Raw genomic sequence first — 21,508 nt, 5'->3', positions numbered from 1 at the left:
AATGTTAATGCCAAAAAGATATAAATATAGAAAAATACAAAGAGGTACAATGAAAGGTAAAGCCAAAGGCGGAACATTAGTTGACTTTGGCGAATGGGGTTTAAAAGCATTAGAACCAGCAATGATTACTTCACAACAAATAGAAGCATGTAGGTTAGCAATGGTTAGAACATTAAAAAGAAACGGTAAAATATGGATTAAAATATTCCCTGATAAACCAATTACATCAAAAGGAATTGGAACAAGAATGGGAAAAGGTAAAGGTGACGTAGAAGGATGGGTAGCAGTAGTAAAACCAGGAAAGGTTTTATTTGAAATTGCTGGAACATCTGAAGAATTAGCAAAAGAAGCATTAGAATACGCAGCAACAAAATTACCAATCAAGACAAAAATAGTACCCAGGTACCATATAAGGGGGGAAGCAAAATGAAGAAACAAGTAGCTGAATTAATCAACTTAACAGATGAAGAATTAAAAACAAAATTAGAAGAAGCAAAGAAAAAATTATTTGAAATGAGATTCCAACACGAATTAGGTCAGATAAAAAATACTGCTTCCATAAAAATGGTAAGAAGAGACATAGCAAGAATAAAAACAATTCTCAGACAAAGGGAATTGGGTATAAGGAGGTAATGAGTAATGCCTAAAAAAACATTAATAGGCGAAGTTGTTAGCGACAAAATGGATAAAACAGTTGTTGTTAAAGTTGAAAGAAGAATAAAACATCCTATATATAAAAAGTTCGTTAAGAAATCAAAGAAATTCCATGCTCATGATGAAAACAATGAATGTGGTATTGGAGATATAGTAGAAATAGAAGAATCAAGACCATATTCAAAAACAAAAACATGGAAAGTTGTAAGAATTGTTGAAAAGAACATTTTTGCGGAAAAAAATAATGAAACACCCGAAACAGTGGAAGAAGTTGGGGGTGACGCATAATGATACAGACTGAGTCATATTTAAGAGCTGCAGATAATTCTGGAGCAAAAGTATTAAGAGTAATAAGAGTATTAGGTGGATTTCATAAATCAGTAGGAACAGTAGGCGACGTTGTAGTATGTTCAGTAAGAGAAGCTATTCCTCACACAGACATAAAAAAAGGTCAGGTTGTAAAAGCTGTAATAGTTAGAACAAAAAAAGAAATCAGAAGAAAAGATGGTTCACATATTAGATTCGATGAAAATGCAGCTGTTTTAATAGATAAAAACAATATGCCTGTTGGAACACGTGTGTTTGGACCAATTGCTAGAGAAGTAAGAGAAGCAGGTTACACAAAAATAGCATCTCTTGCACAAGAAGTATGGTGAGGTGAGAGCATGAAAGTAAAAAAAGGCGATTTAGTAAGAGTAATATCTGGTAAAGATAAAGGTAAAGAAGGTAAAGTTTTAAGAGTAATGCCTAAATTAAATAAAATTATTGTAGAAAATGTAAATATTGTAAAGAAACATCAGAGACCAACACAGCAGTTAAGAGAAGGTGGAATTATCGAACAACCAGCACCAATATATGCAAATAAAGTAATGGTTGTTTGTCCAAACTGCGGAAAACCAACAAGAGTTGGTTACAGGGTTCTCGAAGAAGGCAAAAAGGTTAGAGTTTGCAGAAAATGTAACGAAATCATAGATAAGGTTTAATGAGGGAGGAATAGATAATGAGATACGAATTTATACCTTTAAAAGATAAATATGAAAAAGAAGTAGTTCCAGCCCTCATGAAAGAATTTGGATACAAAAACATTCATGAAGTACCAAAAATCGTAAAAATTGTTGTGAATATGGGTATTGGTGAGGGCTCAAGAAACGCTGATGTAGTTGAAAAACACGCTCAGGAATTATCAATAATTACAGGCCAAAAAGCTGTAGTTACAAGAGCAAAAAAGAGTGTTGCTAACTTCAAATTAAGAGAAGGAATGCCTATTGGTGCAAAAGTAACATTAAGAAGCATGAAAATGTACAACTTCCTCTACAAATTAATTAATATAATTTTCCCAAAATTAAGGGACTTCAGAGGTATGAATCCAAATAGCTTTGATGGAAGAGGAAATTACACATTTGGGTTAACAGAACAATTAGTTTTCCCAGAATTAAAACCAGACCAGGTAAAAAGAGTACAGGGTATGGATATTACTATTGTTACAACTGCAAAGACAGATGAGGAAGCAAGAAAACTCCTTCAATTAATGGGCTTCCCTTTCAAGAGAGATTAAGGAGGAGGTAAATAATGGCAAAAAAATCAATGGTTGCAAGATGGAAAAAACCAAAAAAATATAAGACAAGAGAATATTCAAGATGTATAGTTTGTGGAAGACCAAGAGCTGTATATAGAGAATTCGGTTTATGTAGAGTATGTTTCAGAAAATTAGCCTTGGAAGGAAAATTACCAGGCGTTAAAAAGGCAAGTTGGTAAGGAGGGAATCTTAATGTGGAGTGATCCCGTAGCAGATATGCTTACAAGAATAAGAAATGCAAACCTTGTTATGAAAGAAAGTGTAGAAGTTCCAGCATCAAACTTAAAGAGAAATATAGCTGAAATATTAAAAAGAGAAGGTTATATTGCAGATTATAAATTTATCGAAGATGGAAAACAGGGTATATTAAAAATACAGTTAAAATACAAAGGTGACAGAAAGAACAGACAAAGAGTAATTCAGAGCATAATAAGAGTATCAAAACCAGGTAGAAGAGTATATGTATCAAAAGATAAAATTCCAGTTGTAAAAGGTGGAATGGGAATATCAATAATCTCAACTTCAAAAGGTGTTCTTACCGACAAAGAAGCAAGAGAACTCGGAGTCGGTGGAGAATTAATTTGTTACGTTTGGTAGGAGGTGCTGAATAAATGTCACGTATATCAAAAAATCCAATAGATATACCAAATGGGGTAGAAGTGACAGTAAACGAAAAAGAAATTAAAGTAAAAGGCCCTAAAGGTGAATTAACACAGGAATATTTACCATATGTAAAATTCGTAATTGAAGATAATAAAATAAAAGTAGAAGGTAATGAATCAGCAATGAAAAGAAAAAGTGATGCAAAGAAAATCAATATGTTCCAGGGTACATATGCATCACTTGTTAAAAATATGATTAAAGGTGTAACAGAAGGATTCACAAAAGAATTAGAAATTATTGGTATTGGATACAGAGCAAAATTACAGGGTTCAACATTAGTATTAGAACTTGGTTACTCACATCCAATAGAATATATTCCACCAGAAGGAATAACAATTGAAGTACCAGCACCAAATAAAGTAATTGTAAAAGGAATTGACAAATACTTAGTTGGTGAAGTTGCAGCAAAAATTAAGAGATTTAGAAAACCAAATGTATACTCTGGAAAAGGTATCAAATATGTTGGCGAGGTAATCATTAGAAAACAAGGTAAGAAAGTTTAAGGGAGGCTGACCAGATGATTAAACCCACACCAAGAAAAAAATTAAGAAGAAAAAGACATTTAAGGGTTAGAAGAAAAGTTTTTGGAACTCCTGAAAGACCAAGAATGGTAGTTTTCAAAAGCAATAAACATATTTATGTTCAAATTATAGATGATACAAAAGGACATACATTGGCAGCTGCTTCTACTTTAGATAAAGAATTAAATCTTGAAAAGACATGGAACATTGATGCAGCAAAAGAAGTAGGAAAATTAGTTGCTAAAAGAGCAAAAGAAAAAGGTATTGCTAAAGTAGCATTTGACAGAGGCGGCTTCAAATATCACGGAAAAGTAAAAGCATTAGCAGATGCTGCACGTGAAGCAGGTCTCGAGTTTTAAGGAGGTGTTGACAGATAATGGCCTTAGATAAAAATTTAATGGCTTCAGCAGCTGCTGAAGAATTTGAAGAAAGAATAATAGAAATTAGAAGAGTTACAAAAGTTACAACTGGTGGTAAAAATATATCATTCAGGGTTGTAGCTGTAGTAGGTAACAGAAATGGTAAAGTTGGAGTAGGAAGTGGAAATGCAAGAGAAGTTCCACAAGCAATAAGAAAAGCAATTCAAAATGCAAAGAAAAATATGATAGAAGTTCCTGTAAAAAATGGAACAATCCCACATGAAGTATTTGGAAGACAGGATGCTTCAAAAGTGCTTTTAAAACCAGCTGGACCTGGTACAGGTATTATTGCTTCTGCAGCAGTTCGTGCAGTTGTTGAATTAGCAGGAGTACACAATATCCTTTCAAAAGCATTGGGTTCAACAACATCAATTAATTTAGCAAAAGCTACATTAAACGGATTGAAAGAATTAAAATCACCAAAAGAATATGCAGAACTCAGAGATTTGAGTGTAACAAAGGTATTCCAGGGTGCCCATAAGGAGGGATAATAAATGGCTAAGTTAAAAATAAAATTAGTAAGAGGAAGAGCGGGTAAGAATTACAGACAACTCGCCACCTTAGATGCCTTAGGATTGAGAAAGACAAATCAGGTAGTAGTAAAAGAAGATAGACCAGAAATAAGAGGAATGATAAGAAAAGTTCAACATCTTGTAACAGTTGAAGAAATTGAAGAATGAGGGGGTAGCAAAGATGTCTCTTAAAATATCTGATTTAAGACCCGCCGAAGGATCAAGAAAAGTAGCAAAGAGAACCGGAAGAGGATGGAGCTCTGGGTTAGGAAAAACTGGAGGTAAAGGACACAAAGGTCAAAAATCAAGAGGTAAAGGTAAAGTAAGACCAAGTTTTGAAGGTGGTCAAACACCATTATTCAGAAGAATTCCAAAATACGGATTTACAAATGCACCTTTCAAAAAGGTATATGCAATAGTAAATGTATCAGTTTTAGAAAACAGATTTGAAGCAAATGAAGAAGTTACACCAGAAAAATTACTTGAAAAAGGAATATTAAAGAAGTTAAATGATGGTGTAAAAATTCTCGGAAATGGAGAATTAACAAAACCATTAACAGTAAAAGCACATGCATTTAGTAAAAAAGCACAGGAAAAAATAGTATCAGCCGGCGGTAAGGTCGAGGTGATCGAATAATGAAAGATGCATTTAAAAATATGTGGAAGATCCCGGAACTCCGGGATCGTATTATATTTACATTGTTAGCACTTATTGCATTCAGGGTTGGTATTTATATACCTATTCCTGGAATAGATTTAGCAAGATGGGAAAGCTTTTTAGCTGGACTTGGAACATCATCACAGGGATTAATAAGTTTTTTTGATATATTTGCTGGTGGTGCTTTAAAACAATTTTCTATATTTGTTTTAAGTGTTACACCATATATTAATGCATCGATTATATTACAGTTATTGTCATCTGTAATACCAAGTTTGAAAGAAATGTTGAAAGAAGGGGAAGAGGGAAGGAAAAAGTTTGGAAAGTTAACAAGACAGGTAACATTAGGTCTTGCTATCCTTCAAGGTTTATTCCTCTCTATGGGTGTTTCTGCTTATAGAGCAGCAAATTTAAATTATTTTGTATTCTTAATTGTTTCAACAATTTCTATTGTTGCAGGTACAATGTTCTTATTATGGTTAGGTGAAATGATAACAGAAAAAGGTATAGGTAATGGTATTTCTGTATTGATCTTTGCAGGTATTGTTGCAAGATATCCACAGTACATAGCAAGTGGTTTTGTTGGAAGATTAAGCGTATTTGAATGGATAGTACTTATAATTATTGCAATTGCAGTTGTAATTGGTACAATTTACTTACAGACATCAGAAAGAAGAATAAACGTTCAATATGCAAAAAGAGTTGTAGGAAACAAGATTTATGGTGGAGCATCAACATACATACCAATAAAGGTTAATGGTGGAGGAGTTTTACCAATTATCTTTGCTTCAGCAATTATGACATTACCATCAATGCTTGCAACAGCAACAGGTGCAGGTTGGGTAAGCAAATGGTTTGGTTATGGAACACCATTATATCTTGTATTATATGCAATTTTAATATTCTTCTTTGCATATTTCTATAATTCAGTTGTTATTGATCCAAACGACATTTCAGAAAACATCAAAAAATATGGTGGATTTATACCAGGAATTAGACCTGGAAAACCAACATCAGATTACATAACAAAAACAATGATGAGAGTTACATTTATTGGTGCAGTATTCCTTGTAATTATCTCATTATTACCATACTTAATCAGAAGTGCAGCAGGTGTAAATATCTGGATTGGTGGAACTTCAGCACTTATTTCAGTTGGGGTTGCCCTTGATATAATGCAGCAGATTGAAGCACACATGATCACAAGACAGTATGAAGGATTTATGAAGAAGGGGAAACTCCGCGGGAGGAGATAATAATGTCTAAATTAAACCTTTTATTCTTTGGACCTCCGGGAGCTGGAAAAGGAACCATAGCTAAAGAGGTTTCAAAAAAATATGGAATTCCCCACATATCCACTGGAGATATGTTAAGAGCAGAAGTTGCTTCTGGTAGCGAGCTTGGTAATAAAGTAAAAGAAATTCTTGAAAAAGGCCAGCTTGTATCAGATGAAATAATGCTCGAAGTAATTAAAAACAGATTACAGCAAAAAGATGTAGAAAAGGGATTTATTCTTGATGGATTTCCGCGAACATTACCGCAGGCAGAAGGATTGGAAAAATTACTTGAAGAAATAAAAAATCCAATTACTGCATCATTATATTTCGAAGTAGATGTAGAAACAGTTGTAAAAAGGATTACAAACAGAAGAATCTGTCCAAAATGCGGTAAAATCTACAATCTTATCACATTAAAACCTAAAGTTGATAATATCTGTGATGAATGTGGAACGCAGTTAATCCAGAGAGATGATGATAAAGAAGATGTAGTAAGAGATAGATACAAAGTTTATATGGAAAAAACATATCCTGTAATACAATTTTATATGAAAAATAACAATTTCTTTACGATTGACGGCAGTGGTACGGTAGAAATAGTTACAAAAAAAGTGTTTAATATATTGGAAGGGATAGTATGATATTAATAAAAACTAATTCAGAAGTAGATAAAATGAGGCGAGCTGGAAGGCAGCTCGCTATCCTCTTTGAGAAAATAAAGGATTTAGTTGTTGAGGGATCCAGCGCATATGAGGTAGAAAAATTTGTAAATAGCTATATGAAAGAAAAAGGATTTATTCCTACATTTAAAGGTTATGCAGGTTTTCCATATGCAACATGTATTTCTGTAAATGAAGAAATCGTTCACGGATTCCCTACAAAAGAAAAAGTATTTAAAAATGGAGATATAGTTTCAATTGATATGGGACTTACATTAGACGGATACATAGCAGATGCCGCAAGAACGTTTATAATCGGAGAAGTTCCAGAAGAAGTGAGAAAGCTCGTTGAAGTTACAGAAAAATCATTCTGGCTTGGAATTGAGCAGGCAAGACCTGGAAACAGGATAGGCGATATAGGTAACGCGATACAAACATATGTAGAGTCTCAGGGATTTTCAATAATAAAAGAGTATGTAGGACATGGTGTAGGTCGAAAATTACATGAAGATCCACAAATTCCTAATTATGGTGTAAAAGGAAAAGGACCATTAATTAGAAAAAACATGACATTTGCTATTGAACCTATGGTTTCTATGGGAGATTGGCGAGTAAAAGTGCTTGATGATGGTTGGACAGCAGTAACAGCAGATGGCTCATTATCTGCACATTATGAAAACAGTCTTGTAGTAACAGAAAATGGTCCTGAAGTATTAACAAAATTAGATTAAGGCCCGAGAGGTGATTATCGTGGCAAAAAAAGATGATGTTATTGTAATGGAAGGTCATATTGTTGAGTCATTACCAAATGCTACTTTTAGAGTGGAATTGGATAATGGTCATAAAATATTGGCACATATTTCTGGAAAAATGAGAAAAAACTTTATAAGATTAGTTCCAGGAGATAGAGTGATAGTTGAAGTATCAATATATGATTTAAACAGAGGAAGAATAATAAGAAGAGAAAGAATAAAGAAAAATCCAAGCAGCGAGGAGGAATGAGCAAATGAAGGTAAGAGCCTCAGTTAAAAAAAGATGTGAACACTGTAGAGTTATCAGAAGAAAAGGAAGAGTTTGGGTAATTTGTTCAAAGAATCCTAAACACAACCAAAGACAGGGATAATTTTTAAAGGAGGGAAAGTTGAATGCCACGTATTTTGGGTGTTGAAGTACCAAACAACAAGAAGTTATTCATTGCTCTTACATATATTTATGGTATAGGAAGACACAGAGCAATGGAAATATTAGAATCAACAGGAATTGATCCTGACAAAAGAGCAAAAGAATTAACAGATGATGAAATCAGTAAAATTACACATTTCATCAACGAACATTACCTTGTTGAAGGTGAATTAAGACAGGAAATTCAGAAAAATATTTCAAGATTAATTGAAATCGGATCATACAGAGGTTACAGACATAAGAATGGATTACCAGTAAGAGGACAAAAAACACATTCAAATGCAAGAACCAGAAAAGGTCCAAGACCTTCAAAAATCGGTAAGAAAAAGTAATAAGGAGGTTTAGCAATGGCTAGAAGATCAGCACAAAAGAAAAAGAAGATATCTCTTGAAAAAGCAGTTGTGCATATTCAATCAACATTCAATAACACAATTATCACTTTAACAGATCCAGCAGGAAATACATTATTCTGGGCAAGTGGAGGAACAGCTGGTTTTTCAGGAACAAAGAAAGGAACACCATATGCATCACAGTTAGCAGCAGATAAAGTTGCAAAAGAAGCTTTAAAATATGGTGTAAAAAGACTTGATGTATATGTAAAAGGACCAGGAGCTGGAAGAGAATCAGCAATAAGAACCTTACAAGCAGCAGGATTGGCAATTGAAAATATAAAAGATAAAACTCCAATACCTCATAACGGTTGTAGACCAAAGAAAAGAAAAAGAATGTAAGGCCAAAGAGGAGGGAATGTAATGGCAAGATATATAGGATCTCTTTGTAAACTTTGTAGAAGAGAAGGATTTAAATTATACTTAAAAGGCGAAAGATGTTATACAGATAAATGTGCAATTGCAAAAAGACCATACGCACCAGGTCAGCACGGAAAACAGGCTAAAAAACCAACACAATATGGAATGCAATTAAGATCAAAGCAGGCTTTAAAAAGAATTTATGGTGTATTAGAAAGACAATTCAGAAGATACTTTGAGGAAGCATCAAGAAAAGAAGGTAACACAGGAGAAAACTTAATGAGAGTTTTAGAAACAAGACTTGACAATGTTGTATATCAAATGGGTTTTGCAGTAAACAGAAGAACAGCAAGACAATTAGTAAGACATGGTCACTTCCTTGTAAATGGTAAAAAAGTTGATATACCATCATACAGAGTTAGACCAGGAGATGTAATTGAAGTAAAAGAAAAGAGCAGATCAGCATTACCAATTAAACAGGGAATCGAATTAGCTCAAAAGGCAAACAGAAAGTTAGACTGGATAGAAGTAGATTACAATGCATTTAAAGGAACATTCTTAAGATTACCAACATTAGACGAAATGGATGTACCAGTAGACTTACAGGCTATTATCGAGCTTTACTCAAAATAATAGTTGTTTGTATGATGATCGCAACAACGCGCCTAACAAAAAGAAAGGGGGTGCACTCCAATTTAGGAAAGCTAAATTGGGGGTAATGAATGGAATTTGTAAAACCGGAAAAGATGATATTAGAAACATTAGAAGAATCAGAAGAATTAGAATACAAATATGGAAGATTTGTCCTGTCGCCTCTTGAAAGAGGATATGCGGTTACCATAGGTAACGCATTAAGAAGAGTATTATTATCCTCAATACCAGGGCTTGCAATAACAAGCATAAGAATTCCTGGTAAATTACACGAATTTGATGTAATTGAAGGCGTACAGGAAGATATACTTGAAATAACAGTTAACCTTAAAAAAGTTGAATTAAAAGTTGTAGATTTTGATAACATTGGAAATTTAAAAGAACCAATAGTTTTAAGAATAGAAAAAATGGGACCAGCAGAAATTAAAGCAGGAGACATAATTACACCACCAGGTATTGAAATTGCAAATCCTGATTTTAAAATTGCAACAATGAATGCAAACAAAAAATTTGAAATGGAATTATATGCAACAGTAGGAAAAGGATTTGTATCAACATCAGAAATGGATCTTTCAAAGGACATTGAAATGATTTATATAGATGGTGTATATAGTCCTGTAATTAGAGTTAATTATCTCACAGAAAAAGTTCGTGTTGGAAAAAGAACAGACTATGATAAATTAATACTTGAAGTATGGACAAAAAAATCTATAGATCCGAAAGAAGCATTGGTAAAAGCCACAAAAATATTAATTGAACACTTTAATATAATCTACTCATCATGGAGAGAAGAGATAGATTTAACAGAAGCTGAAGCTATTCCAGAATCAATGGAAACAAATGTTTCAGAAGAAATTGCTGGTCAGGAAGTAGAAGAAGAATTTAAAAATGTAAGTCTTGAAGTTCTTGAAACAAGAATAGACGAGCTCGATTTAAGCAAAAGAGCAAAAAATTGTTTAAAGAGAGAAAAAATCAATACAGTAAGAGACATATTAAAGAAGGATCCAGATGAATTAATGAAAATCAAAAACTTCGGTAAAAAATCTTTAGATGAAATTAGAAAGGAATTAAAAGAGAAATTCCAGTTGGATTATGACGAGATCCAGAAGGGAGGAGCCTAATAACCATGAGACATAGAGTAAAGGTAAATAAATTAAGCAGATACGCTTCACATAGGAAAGCATTATTAAAAAACTTAGCAAGAGAAGTATTTGAACACGGTAGCATCATTACTACAACAGCAAAAGCAAAGGCAGTAAGACCATTAGTAGAAAAAATCTTAACAAAAGCAAAAGAAGCAAAAACAACAGATAACAAAGATAGAAGTGTTGCATTAAGAAGACAGATTAACAGATACTTCAACGACAGAAGATTCACAAACAAAGTTGTTGATGAAATCGCTCCAAAATTCGAAAATAGAAATGGCGGATACACAAGAATCTTAAAGATTGGATACAGAAGAGGAGATGCAGCAGAATTATCATTATTACAATTAGTAGAAAGCATTGAAAATAAAGAAGAAGAAAAAGCAGAATAATATAAAAAATACCGGGCAGTTACTGCCCGGTATTTTTTATTAAATTATAGTTTTCTTACCATTATTGAAAAGATAAAAACTATTAGAAGACCGGTAATAGGAATTAAGTAACTATATAAAATAGAAAAATCTCCCACGAAACCCATAAGAGTTGTAATAATAGACGCACCAATTCCTATACTTAAAGAAACAATTCCGGAAACAAGGCCGACTTCCCTATGAGATAAGTGAGAATTCAAAAATTTTTGTGTAACAGGAAAAATTGGTCCAAGCATAATTCCTAATATTGAAAAAGCATATGGAGAAAAAGACTTTATTGAAATCATAATAATTAAAGTAATTGCTGAAAACAATGAAAAAATAGTTGTAAGAGTAAAATTAAATTTCTTATACAATGTATCAGTTAGTAATCTTCCAATTGTAAAAAATACCCAGAATAAGCTAATAAAAATCGAAGCTGAATCCTTTGGGATATTAAATTGATCAGTAAAAAGATTACCAGCCCATGTGACAGCTCCAATTTCCACACCGGAATACATAATAAAAATTACCAGGATATATATGATAAATTTATTTTTTAAGACTGAAAGAGCTTCAGTAAATTTAAAAGCTTTATATTTTACGTTTTCTGGAACCTTTTTCAAAATAATAAAAAAGAAAATAAATAGAAATACAAATTCATAAATATAAAAAGGAAATTTATAATTAATATTATTTCTTAAAATAAAAGATATAATCAAAGGACCTGTTATTCCGCCGAAACCAAAAAAAGCATGTAACAATCCATATTTTTGAAATTCTTCAGGCAAATGATCAAACATAGAAATTAAAGATAAAATAGTTTGTCCCATAGAAGCACCTATAAAAAACATAGAAAAAATCAATGTATAAATATCTTTTGAAATAATAAATAAAAAAACACCGAGAATTTCAAAAATAATGCCTAAAAGGAGACTATTTCTTAAACCTAATATTGCTATTATAAAAGCTCCTATAATAGAAACACTCATATTTCCTATAGTTCTCGCCAGAGGTAAAAAAGAAGAAAACCCTATTGTTAAAGAATAATTATCCTGCAAAGTAGTCATTAATGGGGGTATGGAATTTACAATAATAGCAAGAAAAAATATATTAAAAAAAATAAAAAATTGTAGTTTTTTATCTGACATAAAATCCTCCTTTGAAATTGTTGATATTTTAAGGTATAATTAAACAGGATAAGGTTTTATAATAGAAACCAATATTAATTATATCAAAAAACGGAGGAAAAGTATGAAAAAAACATATAGTATATTAATTATAATAATACTTGTGATGTTATCAGGTTGTTCTCTTTTTGATTTTAATAAAGAAAAAGCGCAACAAGATAAAATTGCAAAAATAATAGAAAAAGAACAAAAACTCAATATAATTATAGAAAAGAATAAATATATAGCTTTTAAAGAAAAACAAATTCCGATAAATCTAGAAATAAAGGATTTAAAGAATTTAAATCCTGAAAATTACGTTGATAAAATTGAAATAAATTCTGATTCTACTAATGCAACAGCAACATTGGAAGGTAGTTTATTGCATCTAAAAAATTTTACAAAGGCTGGAACATATACATTAACCTTTTATCATAGTGATATATCAACAGATTTAAATATAGAAATACTTCCAGCAACACCCATAAATTTAAAAGTAGAATTGGATAAAAAAATATTTATTGCCAATAAAAAAGTTGAAATACCATTAAAAATTTATTTTATAGATAAATATGGAAATAGCATAGTAAAAAAAATAAAGGAAATAAAATTATATCCAGTAGTAAAATACGATATTGAACATATCTCTGAGGGATCTTATATGTTAAATTTGTATAATTTAACCAGACCAGGAAAATATATATTTTCCATGTTCATTAATGGGAATAAAAAGGACATAGAATTTTCCGTAATTCCAGATATAATAAAACAAATTAGCTTTGACAATAGCATCGTTAAAGTTGCCACATATTCAGAAAATAAAAAAGATTTTATAATACAAAAAATAAAATATAAGTTATACGACAGATACGGAAATTTAATACCTGGAATAAAAAATTTAGGATATAAAATAATTTCTGACAATATATATACTCCAAAAATAAAAATAAATTACGATGAAAATTATATAGAAGTAATAGGTGGTGTATATCCTGGAATATATAAAGTAGAATTTTACAATGGTAATTACAAATTAAACGGTGAATTAAAAATAGAAGTAAAACCATTTCCGAGAAAAATTATAATATTAAATAAAAAAATAGGAAAAAATTTCTCGGTGGAATTTTCTGTATACGATGGAAATTCAAATTTTGCACAAAATATAAAAATTGAAAAAATAAAAGTATTTTATTCAAATACTATAAAAGAAAAAGAATTTTCCAGTAGTGAACTAAAAAAACACCTGCGGTTAAAAGGGAATATATATACTTTTAATACTATACTTGATGATTATCCAACAAAAATTGAATTATACATAAAATCCAAAGATTTTAATACTATAAATATATTCACAATTTCTTTAAAATAAGGAGGGATTCTTTTATGAAAAAAGGTTTAATAACGGGAATGATTTTATTATTGATGATTTCAGTTTTCTCAGCAACGTTTTATAACCCATTGGGGCCAACATTATTACCAGCAGCAGGATTGTATATAGATGGAGTACCGGGTTTAAAAACAGATTATTGGAGAACAATAGATCAAGCTCAAACATTAATGTTAAAGCAACAGGCAGATTTCATCATATTACCTGTTGCACTTGGAATTGAGATGGTGAATAAAGGCGCAAAATATAAACTTGCAGGAGTATCGTTATGGAAAACATTTTATCTAATTTCCTCAGAAAAGATTACAAATGTTGATGAATTAAAAGGAAAAAGAATAGTTACATTGCATGGCCCAGGCCAAACAGCAGATGTGATATTGAAAATATTAAAAAAAAGCAAAAACATGGACTTTGAAATTGTATATGTTACAAGTAGTCCGGAAATAATACAAATGCTTGCAGCTGGAAAAGAAAAGATAGCTGTTCTTCCAGAACCATTTGTATCACTTGCAGAAATAAAAACAAAAGGCAAGGTTAAGGCGCAGCTTGACTTTCAAAAAGTATATGCTGACATATTCAATTTAAAAGAAGAAAAATTACCAATAGCGGGAATATTTGTATCCGAAAAAATAATAAATAACGATATGAAGATGGTAAAAAAAGTATTAAATGAATACGAATGTTCAGCAAATGTATTCTATAAAAACAGCTTTGATGAAGCAATAAAATTCGTTTTTGATACAATGAAAACAATGCCGGAACCAGTATTAAGAAAAGCAGCAACAAGATCAGAAATATATTACTCAAAAAATATAAAAGAAATAACAGACTTATACATGAAAAATCTCTTTGAATATGGGGCAATATCAAAAATACCAGAAGACTTATATTTAATATATTAGGTGAAATATATGGATAAAAAATTTCTGGAAGAATTTAAAAAATTATATGACATTGTTCAAAGAAATATAGAAAAATGTCCATGGATAAGTTCTATAAATACAGAATATATGCTTAACGAAACGGAATCTGAAATTAATGAAATAAGAGAAGCCATAAAAAATGAAGATATTGAAAATCTTGAAGAAGAAATTGGAGATCTCATATATGATGCATTTCTCGTTTTAAAAATTGCAGAACGTGATTATAATGTTTCATCTGAAAAAATCATAAATGGAGTAGTAAATAAAATATCCAATAGAAAACCCTGGTTATTCTGGGATAAACCAATAACAAAAGAAGAAGCGTCAAAAATCTGGAAAGAACGAAAAGAAGCAGAAAAAAGAGAAAAAAATAAAAAACTTTAACACCAGATTGTTACAAAAGTTATGATATAATATTTATTGAAAACGTTATATAAACGGAGGAAAAGAATGAAAATAGGAATAATTGGTTCAGGAAGTTGGGGAACAGCTATTTCTAAAGTATTATTAAACAATGGACATGAAGTTTTAATATGGACAAGAGAAGAAAACGTCTTTAATGCTTTAAAAAACGGAGAAAATCCTTATTATCTTCCAGGAATTTCAATACCAAAAAACATAAAGCCTTCTATGGATTTAAAAGAAGTTATAGAAAATTCGGAAATTATTGTAATGGCAGTGCCAACGCAGGCAGTAAGAGAAGTAGCAAATAACTTCAAAAGTTATTATAACGGACAAATCATAGTAAATCTTGCAAAGGGATTAGAAATAAAAACACAGGAAAGAATAAGCGAAATTTTAAAGGATATACTTACAGATTTAAAATACGTAGTTTTAAGTGGCCCAAGTCATGCTGAAGAAGTAGCAAGAGATGTTCCAACAAGCGTTGTAGCTGCTTCTGAAAATCTGGAATATGCTGAAAAGGTTCAAGAAATATTTAGCAATGCATCATTCAGAGTATATTCTCAAACAGATGTAATAGGTGTTGAACTTGGTGGTTCTATAAAAAACGTAATAGCAATAGCAGCAGGGGTTATTGATGGCATAGGTGGTTGGGATAATGCAAAAGCTGCATTAATAACAAGAGGGCTTACAGAAATAATCCGTTATGGTGAAAAAAAAGGTGCTAAAAAAGAAACCTTTATGGGACTTGCTGGCCTTGGAGATTTGATAGTTACATGTAATAGTCAGCATAGTAGAAATAGATATGTCGGCGAAATGATAGGAAGAGGCAAAAAATTAAATGAAATCATTGAAAACATGAATATGGTTGCTGAAGGTGTATATACCTGTAAAGCGTTATATGAAGAAATAAAAGAATTACAAATAGAAATGCCAATAGTGGAAAAAACATATGAAGTATTATATCTAAACAAAAATCCACAAAAGGCAATACATGAATTAATGAGAAGGGAATTAAAAAGAGAAGAATTCTGATTTTGAATTTTTCGTAAATTTTCTTTCGATAAGGAGGGAGAAACACATGGAAAAGATGGTATATTTTTACGGTGGAGGAATTGCAGAAGGTAGCGCAAAAATGAAAAACTTACTTGGAGGTAAAGGTGCTAACCTTGCTGAAATGGCAAGATTAGGATTACCAGTACCTGCAGGTTTTACAATTACAACAGAAGTTTGTGACTATTACTGGAAACACGATAGAAAATTCCCTGAAACACTTGAAGCAGAAGTAGATAAAGCAATGAAAAAATTAGAAGAAGTTTCAGGAAAGAAATTTGGTGACAAAGATAATCCATTATTAGTATCTGTTAGATCAGGTGCTGCAGTTTCAATGCCAGGTATGATGGATACAATCTTAAATTTAGGTTTAAACGATGAAACAGTAGAAGCATTAGCAAAAAATACAGGTAACCCAAGATTTGCATATGATGCATACAGAAGATTCATGCAAATGTTTGGTGATGTTGCTTTAGGAATTCCACATCACGATTTTGAAGAAGCATTAAACAAAGTAAAAGAAGAAAAAGGTGTAAAATTAGACATCGAATTAGAAGCAGAAGACTTCAAAAAAGTTGTAGAATTATACAAAGAAATCTATAGAAAAGCAGGAAAAGAATTCCCACAAGATCCTAAAAAACAATTATGGATTGCTATAGAAGCTGTATTTGGTAGCTGGATGAATGAAAGGGCAATAAAATATAGAGCTATCAATGGAATTAAAGAAGGAGAATTATTAGGAACAGCTGTTAACGTTGTTATGATGGTATTTGGTAACATGGGTGAAGATAGTGGAACAGGAGTATGTTTCACAAGAGATCCTAACACAGGTGAAAAAGTAAAATACGGTGAATACTTGCCAAATGCACAGGGTGAAGACGTTGTTGCTGGTATCAGAACACCATACCCACTTGAAAAATTAAACGAAATGATGCCTGATGTATATAAACAATTAACAGAAATAATGGACAAATTAGAACTTCACTATAAAGACATGCAGGATATCGAATTTACAGTAGAAAAAGGAAAATTATACTTCTTACAGACAAGAACTGGTAAAAGAACAGCTAAAGCAGCAGTAAAAATCGCTGTTGACTTAGTAAAAGAAGGATTAATTGATAAAGCTACAGCAGTTATGAGAGTAGCTCCTGATCAAATCGACAAATTATTACATCCTGCATTTGATGAAGAAGAAATCAAAAAAGCACAGGAAATTGGAGAAGGATTACCAGCATCACCAGGAGCAGCAACAGGTAAAGTTGTATTCAGCGCTGATGATGCAGAAAAATTAGCAAAAGAAGGAACACCAGTTATCCTTGTAAGACCTGAAACAAGTCCAGAAGATGTTGGAGGTATGAACGCAGCTGAAGGTATCTTAACAGCAACAGGTGGTATGACATCACACGCAGCAGTTGTTGCAAGAGGTATGGGTAAACCAGCTATCGTTGGTGCTGGAGAAATTGTAATCGATGAAGAAGCAAAAGAATTTGAAGCAAGAGGAGTTAAAGTAAAAGAAGGAGACTGGATCTCAATTGATGGTACAACAGGTAAAGTTTACCTCGGTAAAGTAAAAACAATAAAACCAAAAGGATTAGAAGGAGAAGTTGCTGAATTATTAGAATTCGCAGATGAAATAAGAGTATTAGGAGTAAGAGCTAATGCTGATATTCCAAGAGATGCAACAGTTGCAAGAAACTTCGGAGCGGAAGGTATTGGATTATGTAGAACAGAACACATGTTCTTTGAAGGCGACAGAATCCAGAAAATGAGAAGAATGATCGTATCAAAAACAGTAGAACAAAGAGAAGCAGCATTAGAAGAATTATTACCATTACAGAAAGAAGACTTCAAGGGATTATTTGAAGCTATGGAAGGATTCCCTGTTACAATCAGATTATTGGATCCACCACTTCACGAATTCCTTCCAAACGACGAAGAACAGATGAAAGAATTAGCTCCACAATTAGGAGTAAGTGTAGAAGAATTAAAAGAAATCGTAGAAAACTTACACGAATTCAACCCAATGATGGGACACAGAGGTGTAAGATTAGCTATAACATATCCTGAAATTGCAGTAATGCAAACAAAAGCTATAATCCTTGCTGCAATTGAAATGGTAAAAGAAGGTAAAAAAGTTAAACCAGAAATCATGATTCCATTAGTAGGAACAGTAAAAGAATTAGAATACCTTGACAAAATCGTAAGAGAAACAGCAGACAAATTAATCGAAGAAGCAGGAGTAGATCTTGAATACAAAGTTGGTACAATGATCGAAGTTCCAAGAGGAGCTGTAACAGCAGACGAAATTGCTAAAGTTGCTGAATTCTTCAGCTTTGGTACAAACGACTTAACACAGATGACATTAGGTTTCTCAAGAGACGATTACGGAAAATACATCAACGATTACATCGAAAAAGGAATCTACGAAAAAGATCCATTCAAACACGTTGATCAAACAGGTGTAGGTAGAATGGTTAAAATTGCAAAAGATTACGGTAGATCAGTAAATCCAGAATTAAAATTAGGTGTTTGTGGTGAACACGGAGGAGATCCAGAATCAATCGAATTCTTCCACAAAACACAGCTTGACTATGTAAGTTGTTCACCATACAGAGTTCCAATTGCAAGATTAGCAGCAGCACAGGCAGCTGTTAAATTCAAGAGAGGAAAATTCGTAAACTACGCTGACTAATAAAAAATCAACACCGGGAGAGATTAAATTCTCCCGGTGTTTTTTAATTTTTATCCAACAAATTCTTCCAATTGTTTTGCAGCTATCATACCCTCTCTTATAGCATGCCAGGCCCCCATTGCATTATAAAGTTGCATTCTTATCATAATAAATATAGTTGTCATAGAATACAATTTTCCTACATCATTTAATTTAATTCCTCTATAAACAATATAAAAATAAAACAATGTTGAAATAAAACGTCTTGAAGTATTTGAATATAATAAATCGATTATATATAGCTTTCTTAATCTTTTCCAGTAATCTTTTACATAATTATTATAAGAAACCATTTCATGATCTATAGCATTAAAAAGAGCACTTTCAAATTTTCCTGCAAACATATCTGAAACATATTCCTTTACTTCCAATTCCAGATCATTTAATTTTTTGCTTCTTGGATAATAATAGGCATTTGAACCCAATAATAATAAAATTAATATTATAGAAAATAAAATGGAAGCCAGACCCGAATAATAATCAAGAACAAAAATAGTGCTCATATAAATAAACAACTTGAAAAAATAAACAAGGCCACCCATAGTTGCATAATTAGAAAGTGTATTTGCAACCTTTTCTACTGTTCTTAACGAAAGTTCTGCATATTGTGCAGGCGTTTTTTTAATAAAATCCTGAAAATTCTTATTAATAATAGTTTTATACGTATATATTCCTGCATCGTGCATATATCCTCCCTTAAAATACGAAACATATGCTTTGCTTATACCAAATGTAATATGTCCTATAATAACCAGAAAGAAAAATATAATTGAATAAAAATAAAATTTATCATTCTTTTCAATGGCAAAATTTATAATATCCTTACTGATTACAGCAGAATAAGAAATTGCAATTGAAGATAAAATACCGCAAATATTAAGTATAGTTATTTCCACATAACGTTTTTTATTGGACTTCATAATCCATTTTATCAGCGTTCCCATTCTCCTTCCCCCTTCTGAATTTTTCAGTAAGCTCATTTTCCGCCTTGAAAAATTTCTTTAAAAGACTATTTTCAGAAAAATTATGGAATTTATCCTTTTCCACAATCTTACCATCCTGTAAAACAGCAAATTCTTCAGTTAAGGATAAAATGCTGAATCTATGAGAAATTAAAAGCAAAGTCTTATCTTTTATAAAATTCCTGATATTTTCTATAACCTCTTTTTCCACTAATTTATCAACACCTTCAAGCGGTTCATCGAGAATAAGAAATTCTGGATCTTTTAATAACAATCGTGTAAGCGCTATTCTTGTTCTTTCTCCTCCTGAAATGGCAACACCTTTACTGCCAAGTTGCGTTTCAAGACCATTTCTTTTTTCAAGAAACTTCTTTAAGCCTGATCTTTCAAGTGCTTCTAATAATTCTTTATCAGTTGCTGATGGTTTTGCTATTAAAAGATTTTCCCTTAATGTTCTGTTGAAAATATGCGCATTCTGACTCAATACACCAATTCTTCTATACCATTCCTCATCTGGAATATCTTTTAAATCATTATTCTCTATTAATATTCTCCCTTTTTGTGGTGTTAAAAATTTCAACAACAATCGTATAATAGTAGTTTTTCCTTCACCACTTGAACCTACAAGAGCAATTTTTTCTCCTTTATTTATTTGAATATTAAAATTATCAAGAATCACTGTCTCATTATATTTATATTCAACATTTTCAAAAGATATAAACATATTATGCAACCTCCTTTAAATATTTATTATAAGCAGTTTTTGCCTTTTCAACCATCCAGGATATATAATCCATATCATCTAAATAAAGAGAAAAATAATCATTAAAATAGTCGATATACATCATTATAGCTAAAGCATTTCCTGCCTGCATATTTCCTGAAAAAATCATAAAACCTAAATATAATAACGAAATGGGTTTTAATAAAACACTTATTATTTCATAGGTAACAGCATATTTTAATTCCACATTTCCATATGCAATATAAGAACGTTTTAAATTTTTATAAGCATCAATTACCCATTTTAAAGGTATTTCAAAACTTCTAAAACTCTTTATCTCCTGATATCCATTTAAAACATCTTCCACAACAGCGGCAACATTATATTCACTATCATTCATAAATTTAGAAGCCTTTGACGCTTCTTTCATCTTCTTATTTGCACTGAAAGTTAAAAAAATTGCGCCTATAATCGTTAAAACTCCTATAACTATATTTTGAACGAAAATAATAACAGTAAATGCTACAAGCAACAAAGGCAATAATGCAAATAAAAGAGTGAATGAATCATAAAAAAACCTATATGCATATCTAAAATCAAAAATCTTATCCATCTCTTTTGCAGGAGAAATATTATCTTTTTTCTTAAGAACATTTTTAATAGAAACCTGATAAAAATAAGCAGGTATAGAAACATCATTTAAAGATGTTCGGAACAATCCTTCTCCTTCACCTATTAAATCCCTTAGTATATAAACAATTATAAACAATTTCAGGTTAATCCATACTGTTTCACTTCCAAGAGAATTTACCAATTTACCAAAAATCATCGGTATAAAAAGATTTATAATTTCTCTTGAAACATATAAAAGATCAAGAAATACTTTTTGATAAAAAAGCTTTTTTGGTAATAATCTGTGAAAATCAAAAAAATACTTATAAAATTCTTTCATAAACTTATCACCCCCGAAAGTTAAATTGGCAACAAAAAAAACCCCGACAACGCGGGGTTAAAAATTGACAAAAAAATCACATACCTTTTTTCAAAAACAAAGGCAAAGTTCTCCCGTTGTCGTATTTAT

The 21,508-nt window shown here is 31.4% G+C and carries 32 protein-coding genes; 28 read left to right on the top strand and 4 right to left on the bottom strand.

Annotated features, from left to right (window positions below; all coding sequences use genetic code 11):
* The first annotated feature begins 1 nt into the window (after position 1).
* From rplP to rplQ, 23 genes are all read left to right on the top strand, one after another.
* The gene (gene rplP / locus MARPI_RS04295; protein ID WP_014296361.1) at positions 2-430 is read left to right on the top strand and encodes a 50S ribosomal protein L16; all 429 of its coding nucleotides are present in this window, start codon (positions 2-4) and stop codon (positions 428-430) included.
* The gene (gene rpmC / locus MARPI_RS04290; protein WP_014296360.1) at positions 427-633 is read left to right on the top strand and encodes a 50S ribosomal protein L29; all 207 of its coding nucleotides are present in this window, start codon (positions 427-429) and stop codon (positions 631-633) included. The genes rplP and rpmC overlap by 4 nt, the downstream gene beginning before the upstream one ends.
* 6 nt (positions 634-639) lie before the next feature.
* A complete protein-coding gene (rpsQ, locus tag MARPI_RS04285; RefSeq protein WP_014296359.1) occupies positions 640-942 on the top strand; it encodes a 30S ribosomal protein S17 in 303 nt (100 codons plus the stop codon).
* Entirely contained in the window at positions 942-1,310 is a 369-nt protein-coding gene (gene rplN, locus MARPI_RS04280; RefSeq protein WP_014296358.1) for a 50S ribosomal protein L14, read from the top strand. Before rpsQ ends, rplN begins: the two co-directional genes overlap by 1 nt.
* Before the next feature lie 9 nt (positions 1,311-1,319).
* On the top strand, positions 1,320-1,637 hold the full coding sequence (gene rplX, locus MARPI_RS04275; RefSeq protein ID WP_014296357.1) for a 50S ribosomal protein L24: 318 nt from the start codon (positions 1,320-1,322) through the stop codon (positions 1,635-1,637).
* Between the two features lie 17 nt (positions 1,638-1,654).
* Positions 1,655-2,209 carry a 50S ribosomal protein L5 gene (gene rplE, locus MARPI_RS04270; RefSeq protein ID WP_014296356.1) on the top strand — a complete coding sequence of 185 codons (555 nt, stop codon included), beginning with the start codon at positions 1,655-1,657 and terminating at the stop codon, positions 2,207-2,209.
* Positions 2,210-2,223: 14 nt separating this feature from the next.
* On the top strand, positions 2,224-2,409 hold the full coding sequence (locus MARPI_RS04265) for a type Z 30S ribosomal protein S14 (protein ID WP_014296355.1): 186 nt from the start codon (positions 2,224-2,226) through the stop codon (positions 2,407-2,409).
* A gap of 13 nt (positions 2,410-2,422) precedes the next feature.
* Positions 2,423-2,827, top strand: a complete 405-nt coding sequence (rpsH, locus tag MARPI_RS04260; protein ID WP_014296354.1) for a 30S ribosomal protein S8 — start codon at positions 2,423-2,425, stop codon at positions 2,825-2,827.
* Positions 2,828-2,841: 14 nt separating this feature from the next.
* Positions 2,842-3,396, top strand: coding sequence for a 50S ribosomal protein L6 (gene rplF / locus MARPI_RS04255; RefSeq protein WP_014296353.1), 555 nt, complete (start codon positions 2,842-2,844; stop codon positions 3,394-3,396).
* Positions 3,397-3,410: 14 nt separating this feature from the next.
* A complete protein-coding gene (gene rplR / locus MARPI_RS04250; RefSeq protein WP_014296352.1) occupies positions 3,411-3,773 on the top strand; it encodes a 50S ribosomal protein L18 in 363 nt (120 codons plus the stop codon).
* A 38-nt stretch (positions 3,774-3,811) separates the two neighbouring features.
* Positions 3,812-4,324: a 30S ribosomal protein S5 gene (gene rpsE / locus MARPI_RS04245; protein ID WP_041638849.1), complete on the top strand. Its 513-nt coding sequence runs from the start codon at positions 3,812-3,814 to the stop codon at positions 4,322-4,324.
* 3 nt (positions 4,325-4,327) lie between these two features.
* The gene (gene rpmD, locus MARPI_RS04240) at positions 4,328-4,513 is read left to right on the top strand and encodes a 50S ribosomal protein L30 (RefSeq protein ID WP_014296350.1); all 186 of its coding nucleotides are present in this window, start codon (positions 4,328-4,330) and stop codon (positions 4,511-4,513) included.
* Between the two features lie 13 nt (positions 4,514-4,526).
* Positions 4,527-4,982 (top strand): 50S ribosomal protein L15, encoded by a 456-nt coding sequence (gene rplO / locus MARPI_RS04235; RefSeq protein WP_014296349.1) that lies wholly within the window; start codon positions 4,527-4,529, stop codon positions 4,980-4,982.
* The gene (secY, locus tag MARPI_RS04230; protein WP_014296348.1) at positions 4,982-6,259 is read left to right on the top strand and encodes a preprotein translocase subunit SecY; all 1,278 of its coding nucleotides are present in this window, start codon (positions 4,982-4,984) and stop codon (positions 6,257-6,259) included. Before rplO ends, secY begins: the two co-directional genes overlap by 1 nt.
* Before the next feature lie 2 nt (positions 6,260-6,261).
* On the top strand, positions 6,262-6,921 hold the full coding sequence (locus MARPI_RS04225; protein WP_014296347.1) for an adenylate kinase: 660 nt from the start codon (positions 6,262-6,264) through the stop codon (positions 6,919-6,921).
* On the top strand, positions 6,918-7,670 hold the full coding sequence (map, locus tag MARPI_RS04220; RefSeq protein WP_014296346.1) for a type I methionyl aminopeptidase: 753 nt from the start codon (positions 6,918-6,920) through the stop codon (positions 7,668-7,670). Before MARPI_RS04225 ends, map begins: the two co-directional genes overlap by 4 nt.
* A gap of 19 nt (positions 7,671-7,689) precedes the next feature.
* Complete coding sequence (gene infA, locus MARPI_RS04215; RefSeq protein WP_014296345.1) at positions 7,690-7,941, top strand: translation initiation factor IF-1; 252 nt, start codon at positions 7,690-7,692, stop codon at positions 7,939-7,941.
* A gap of 4 nt (positions 7,942-7,945) precedes the next feature.
* A complete protein-coding gene (gene rpmJ, locus MARPI_RS04210; protein WP_014296344.1) occupies positions 7,946-8,062 on the top strand; it encodes a 50S ribosomal protein L36 in 117 nt (38 codons plus the stop codon).
* A gap of 22 nt (positions 8,063-8,084) precedes the next feature.
* Complete coding sequence (gene rpsM / locus MARPI_RS04205; protein ID WP_014296343.1) at positions 8,085-8,453, top strand: 30S ribosomal protein S13; 369 nt, start codon at positions 8,085-8,087, stop codon at positions 8,451-8,453.
* Positions 8,454-8,468: 15 nt separating this feature from the next.
* A complete protein-coding gene (gene rpsK, locus MARPI_RS04200) occupies positions 8,469-8,852 on the top strand; it encodes a 30S ribosomal protein S11 (protein ID WP_014296342.1) in 384 nt (127 codons plus the stop codon).
* 21 nt (positions 8,853-8,873) lie between these two features.
* Entirely contained in the window at positions 8,874-9,503 is a 630-nt protein-coding gene (gene rpsD / locus MARPI_RS04195) for a 30S ribosomal protein S4 (RefSeq protein WP_014296341.1), read from the top strand.
* Positions 9,504-9,592: 89 nt separating this feature from the next.
* Entirely contained in the window at positions 9,593-10,642 is a 1,050-nt protein-coding gene (locus MARPI_RS04190; protein WP_014296340.1) for a DNA-directed RNA polymerase subunit alpha, read from the top strand.
* 5 nt (positions 10,643-10,647) lie between these two features.
* Positions 10,648-11,058, top strand: a complete 411-nt coding sequence (gene rplQ, locus MARPI_RS04185) for a 50S ribosomal protein L17 (RefSeq protein WP_014296339.1) — start codon at positions 10,648-10,650, stop codon at positions 11,056-11,058.
* 44 nt (positions 11,059-11,102) lie between these two features.
* Here the strand turns inward: rplQ and MARPI_RS04180 are convergent, their stop codons facing one another.
* A complete protein-coding gene (locus MARPI_RS04180; RefSeq protein WP_014296338.1) occupies positions 11,103-12,227 on the bottom strand; it encodes an MFS transporter in 1,125 nt (374 codons plus the stop codon).
* Between the two features lie 103 nt (positions 12,228-12,330).
* On the opposite strand from MARPI_RS04180, the gene MARPI_RS04175 reads away from it, so the two are divergent.
* The 5 genes from MARPI_RS04175 to ppdK are packed head-to-tail and all read left to right on the top strand — an operon-like array spanning position 12,331 to position 18,702.
* Entirely contained in the window at positions 12,331-13,614 is a 1,284-nt protein-coding gene (locus MARPI_RS04175; RefSeq protein ID WP_014296337.1) for a hypothetical protein, read from the top strand.
* A 14-nt stretch (positions 13,615-13,628) separates the two neighbouring features.
* A complete protein-coding gene (locus MARPI_RS04170) occupies positions 13,629-14,534 on the top strand; it encodes an ABC transporter substrate-binding protein (RefSeq protein ID WP_014296336.1) in 906 nt (301 codons plus the stop codon).
* A 9-nt stretch (positions 14,535-14,543) separates the two neighbouring features.
* Positions 14,544-14,939, top strand: a complete 396-nt coding sequence (locus MARPI_RS04165; protein WP_014296335.1) for a MazG nucleotide pyrophosphohydrolase domain-containing protein — start codon at positions 14,544-14,546, stop codon at positions 14,937-14,939.
* 36 nt (positions 14,940-14,975) lie between these two features.
* Positions 14,976-15,992: an NAD(P)H-dependent glycerol-3-phosphate dehydrogenase gene (locus MARPI_RS04160; RefSeq protein ID WP_255370590.1), complete on the top strand. Its 1,017-nt coding sequence runs from the start codon at positions 14,976-14,978 to the stop codon at positions 15,990-15,992.
* A gap of 46 nt (positions 15,993-16,038) precedes the next feature.
* The gene (ppdK, locus tag MARPI_RS04155; protein WP_014296333.1) at positions 16,039-18,702 is read left to right on the top strand and encodes a pyruvate, phosphate dikinase; all 2,664 of its coding nucleotides are present in this window, start codon (positions 16,039-16,041) and stop codon (positions 18,700-18,702) included.
* A 50-nt stretch (positions 18,703-18,752) separates the two neighbouring features.
* Here the strand turns inward: ppdK and MARPI_RS04150 are convergent, their stop codons facing one another.
* From MARPI_RS04150 to MARPI_RS04140, 3 genes are read right to left on the bottom strand one after another with little or no spacing between them, the layout of a single operon-like run.
* Positions 18,753-19,685 carry a hypothetical protein gene (locus MARPI_RS04150; RefSeq protein ID WP_014296332.1) on the bottom strand — a complete coding sequence of 311 codons (933 nt, stop codon included), beginning with the start codon at positions 19,683-19,685 and terminating at the stop codon, positions 18,753-18,755.
* Positions 19,648-20,427, bottom strand: coding sequence for an ATP-binding cassette domain-containing protein (locus MARPI_RS04145; protein ID WP_014296331.1), 780 nt, complete (start codon positions 20,425-20,427; stop codon positions 19,648-19,650). The genes MARPI_RS04150 and MARPI_RS04145 overlap by 38 nt, the downstream gene beginning before the upstream one ends.
* Before the next feature lies 1 nt (position 20,428).
* Complete coding sequence (locus MARPI_RS04140; RefSeq protein ID WP_014296330.1) at positions 20,429-21,379, bottom strand: ABC transporter transmembrane domain-containing protein; 951 nt, start codon at positions 21,377-21,379, stop codon at positions 20,429-20,431.
* Positions 21,380-21,508: the final 129 nt, after the last annotated feature.

The sequence above is a fragment of the Marinitoga piezophila KA3 genome (assembly GCF_000255135.1).
GTDB lineage: Bacteria > Thermotogota > Thermotogae > Petrotogales > Petrotogaceae > Marinitoga > Marinitoga piezophila.
This window is presented reverse-complemented; position numbering and strand designations above follow the sequence as displayed.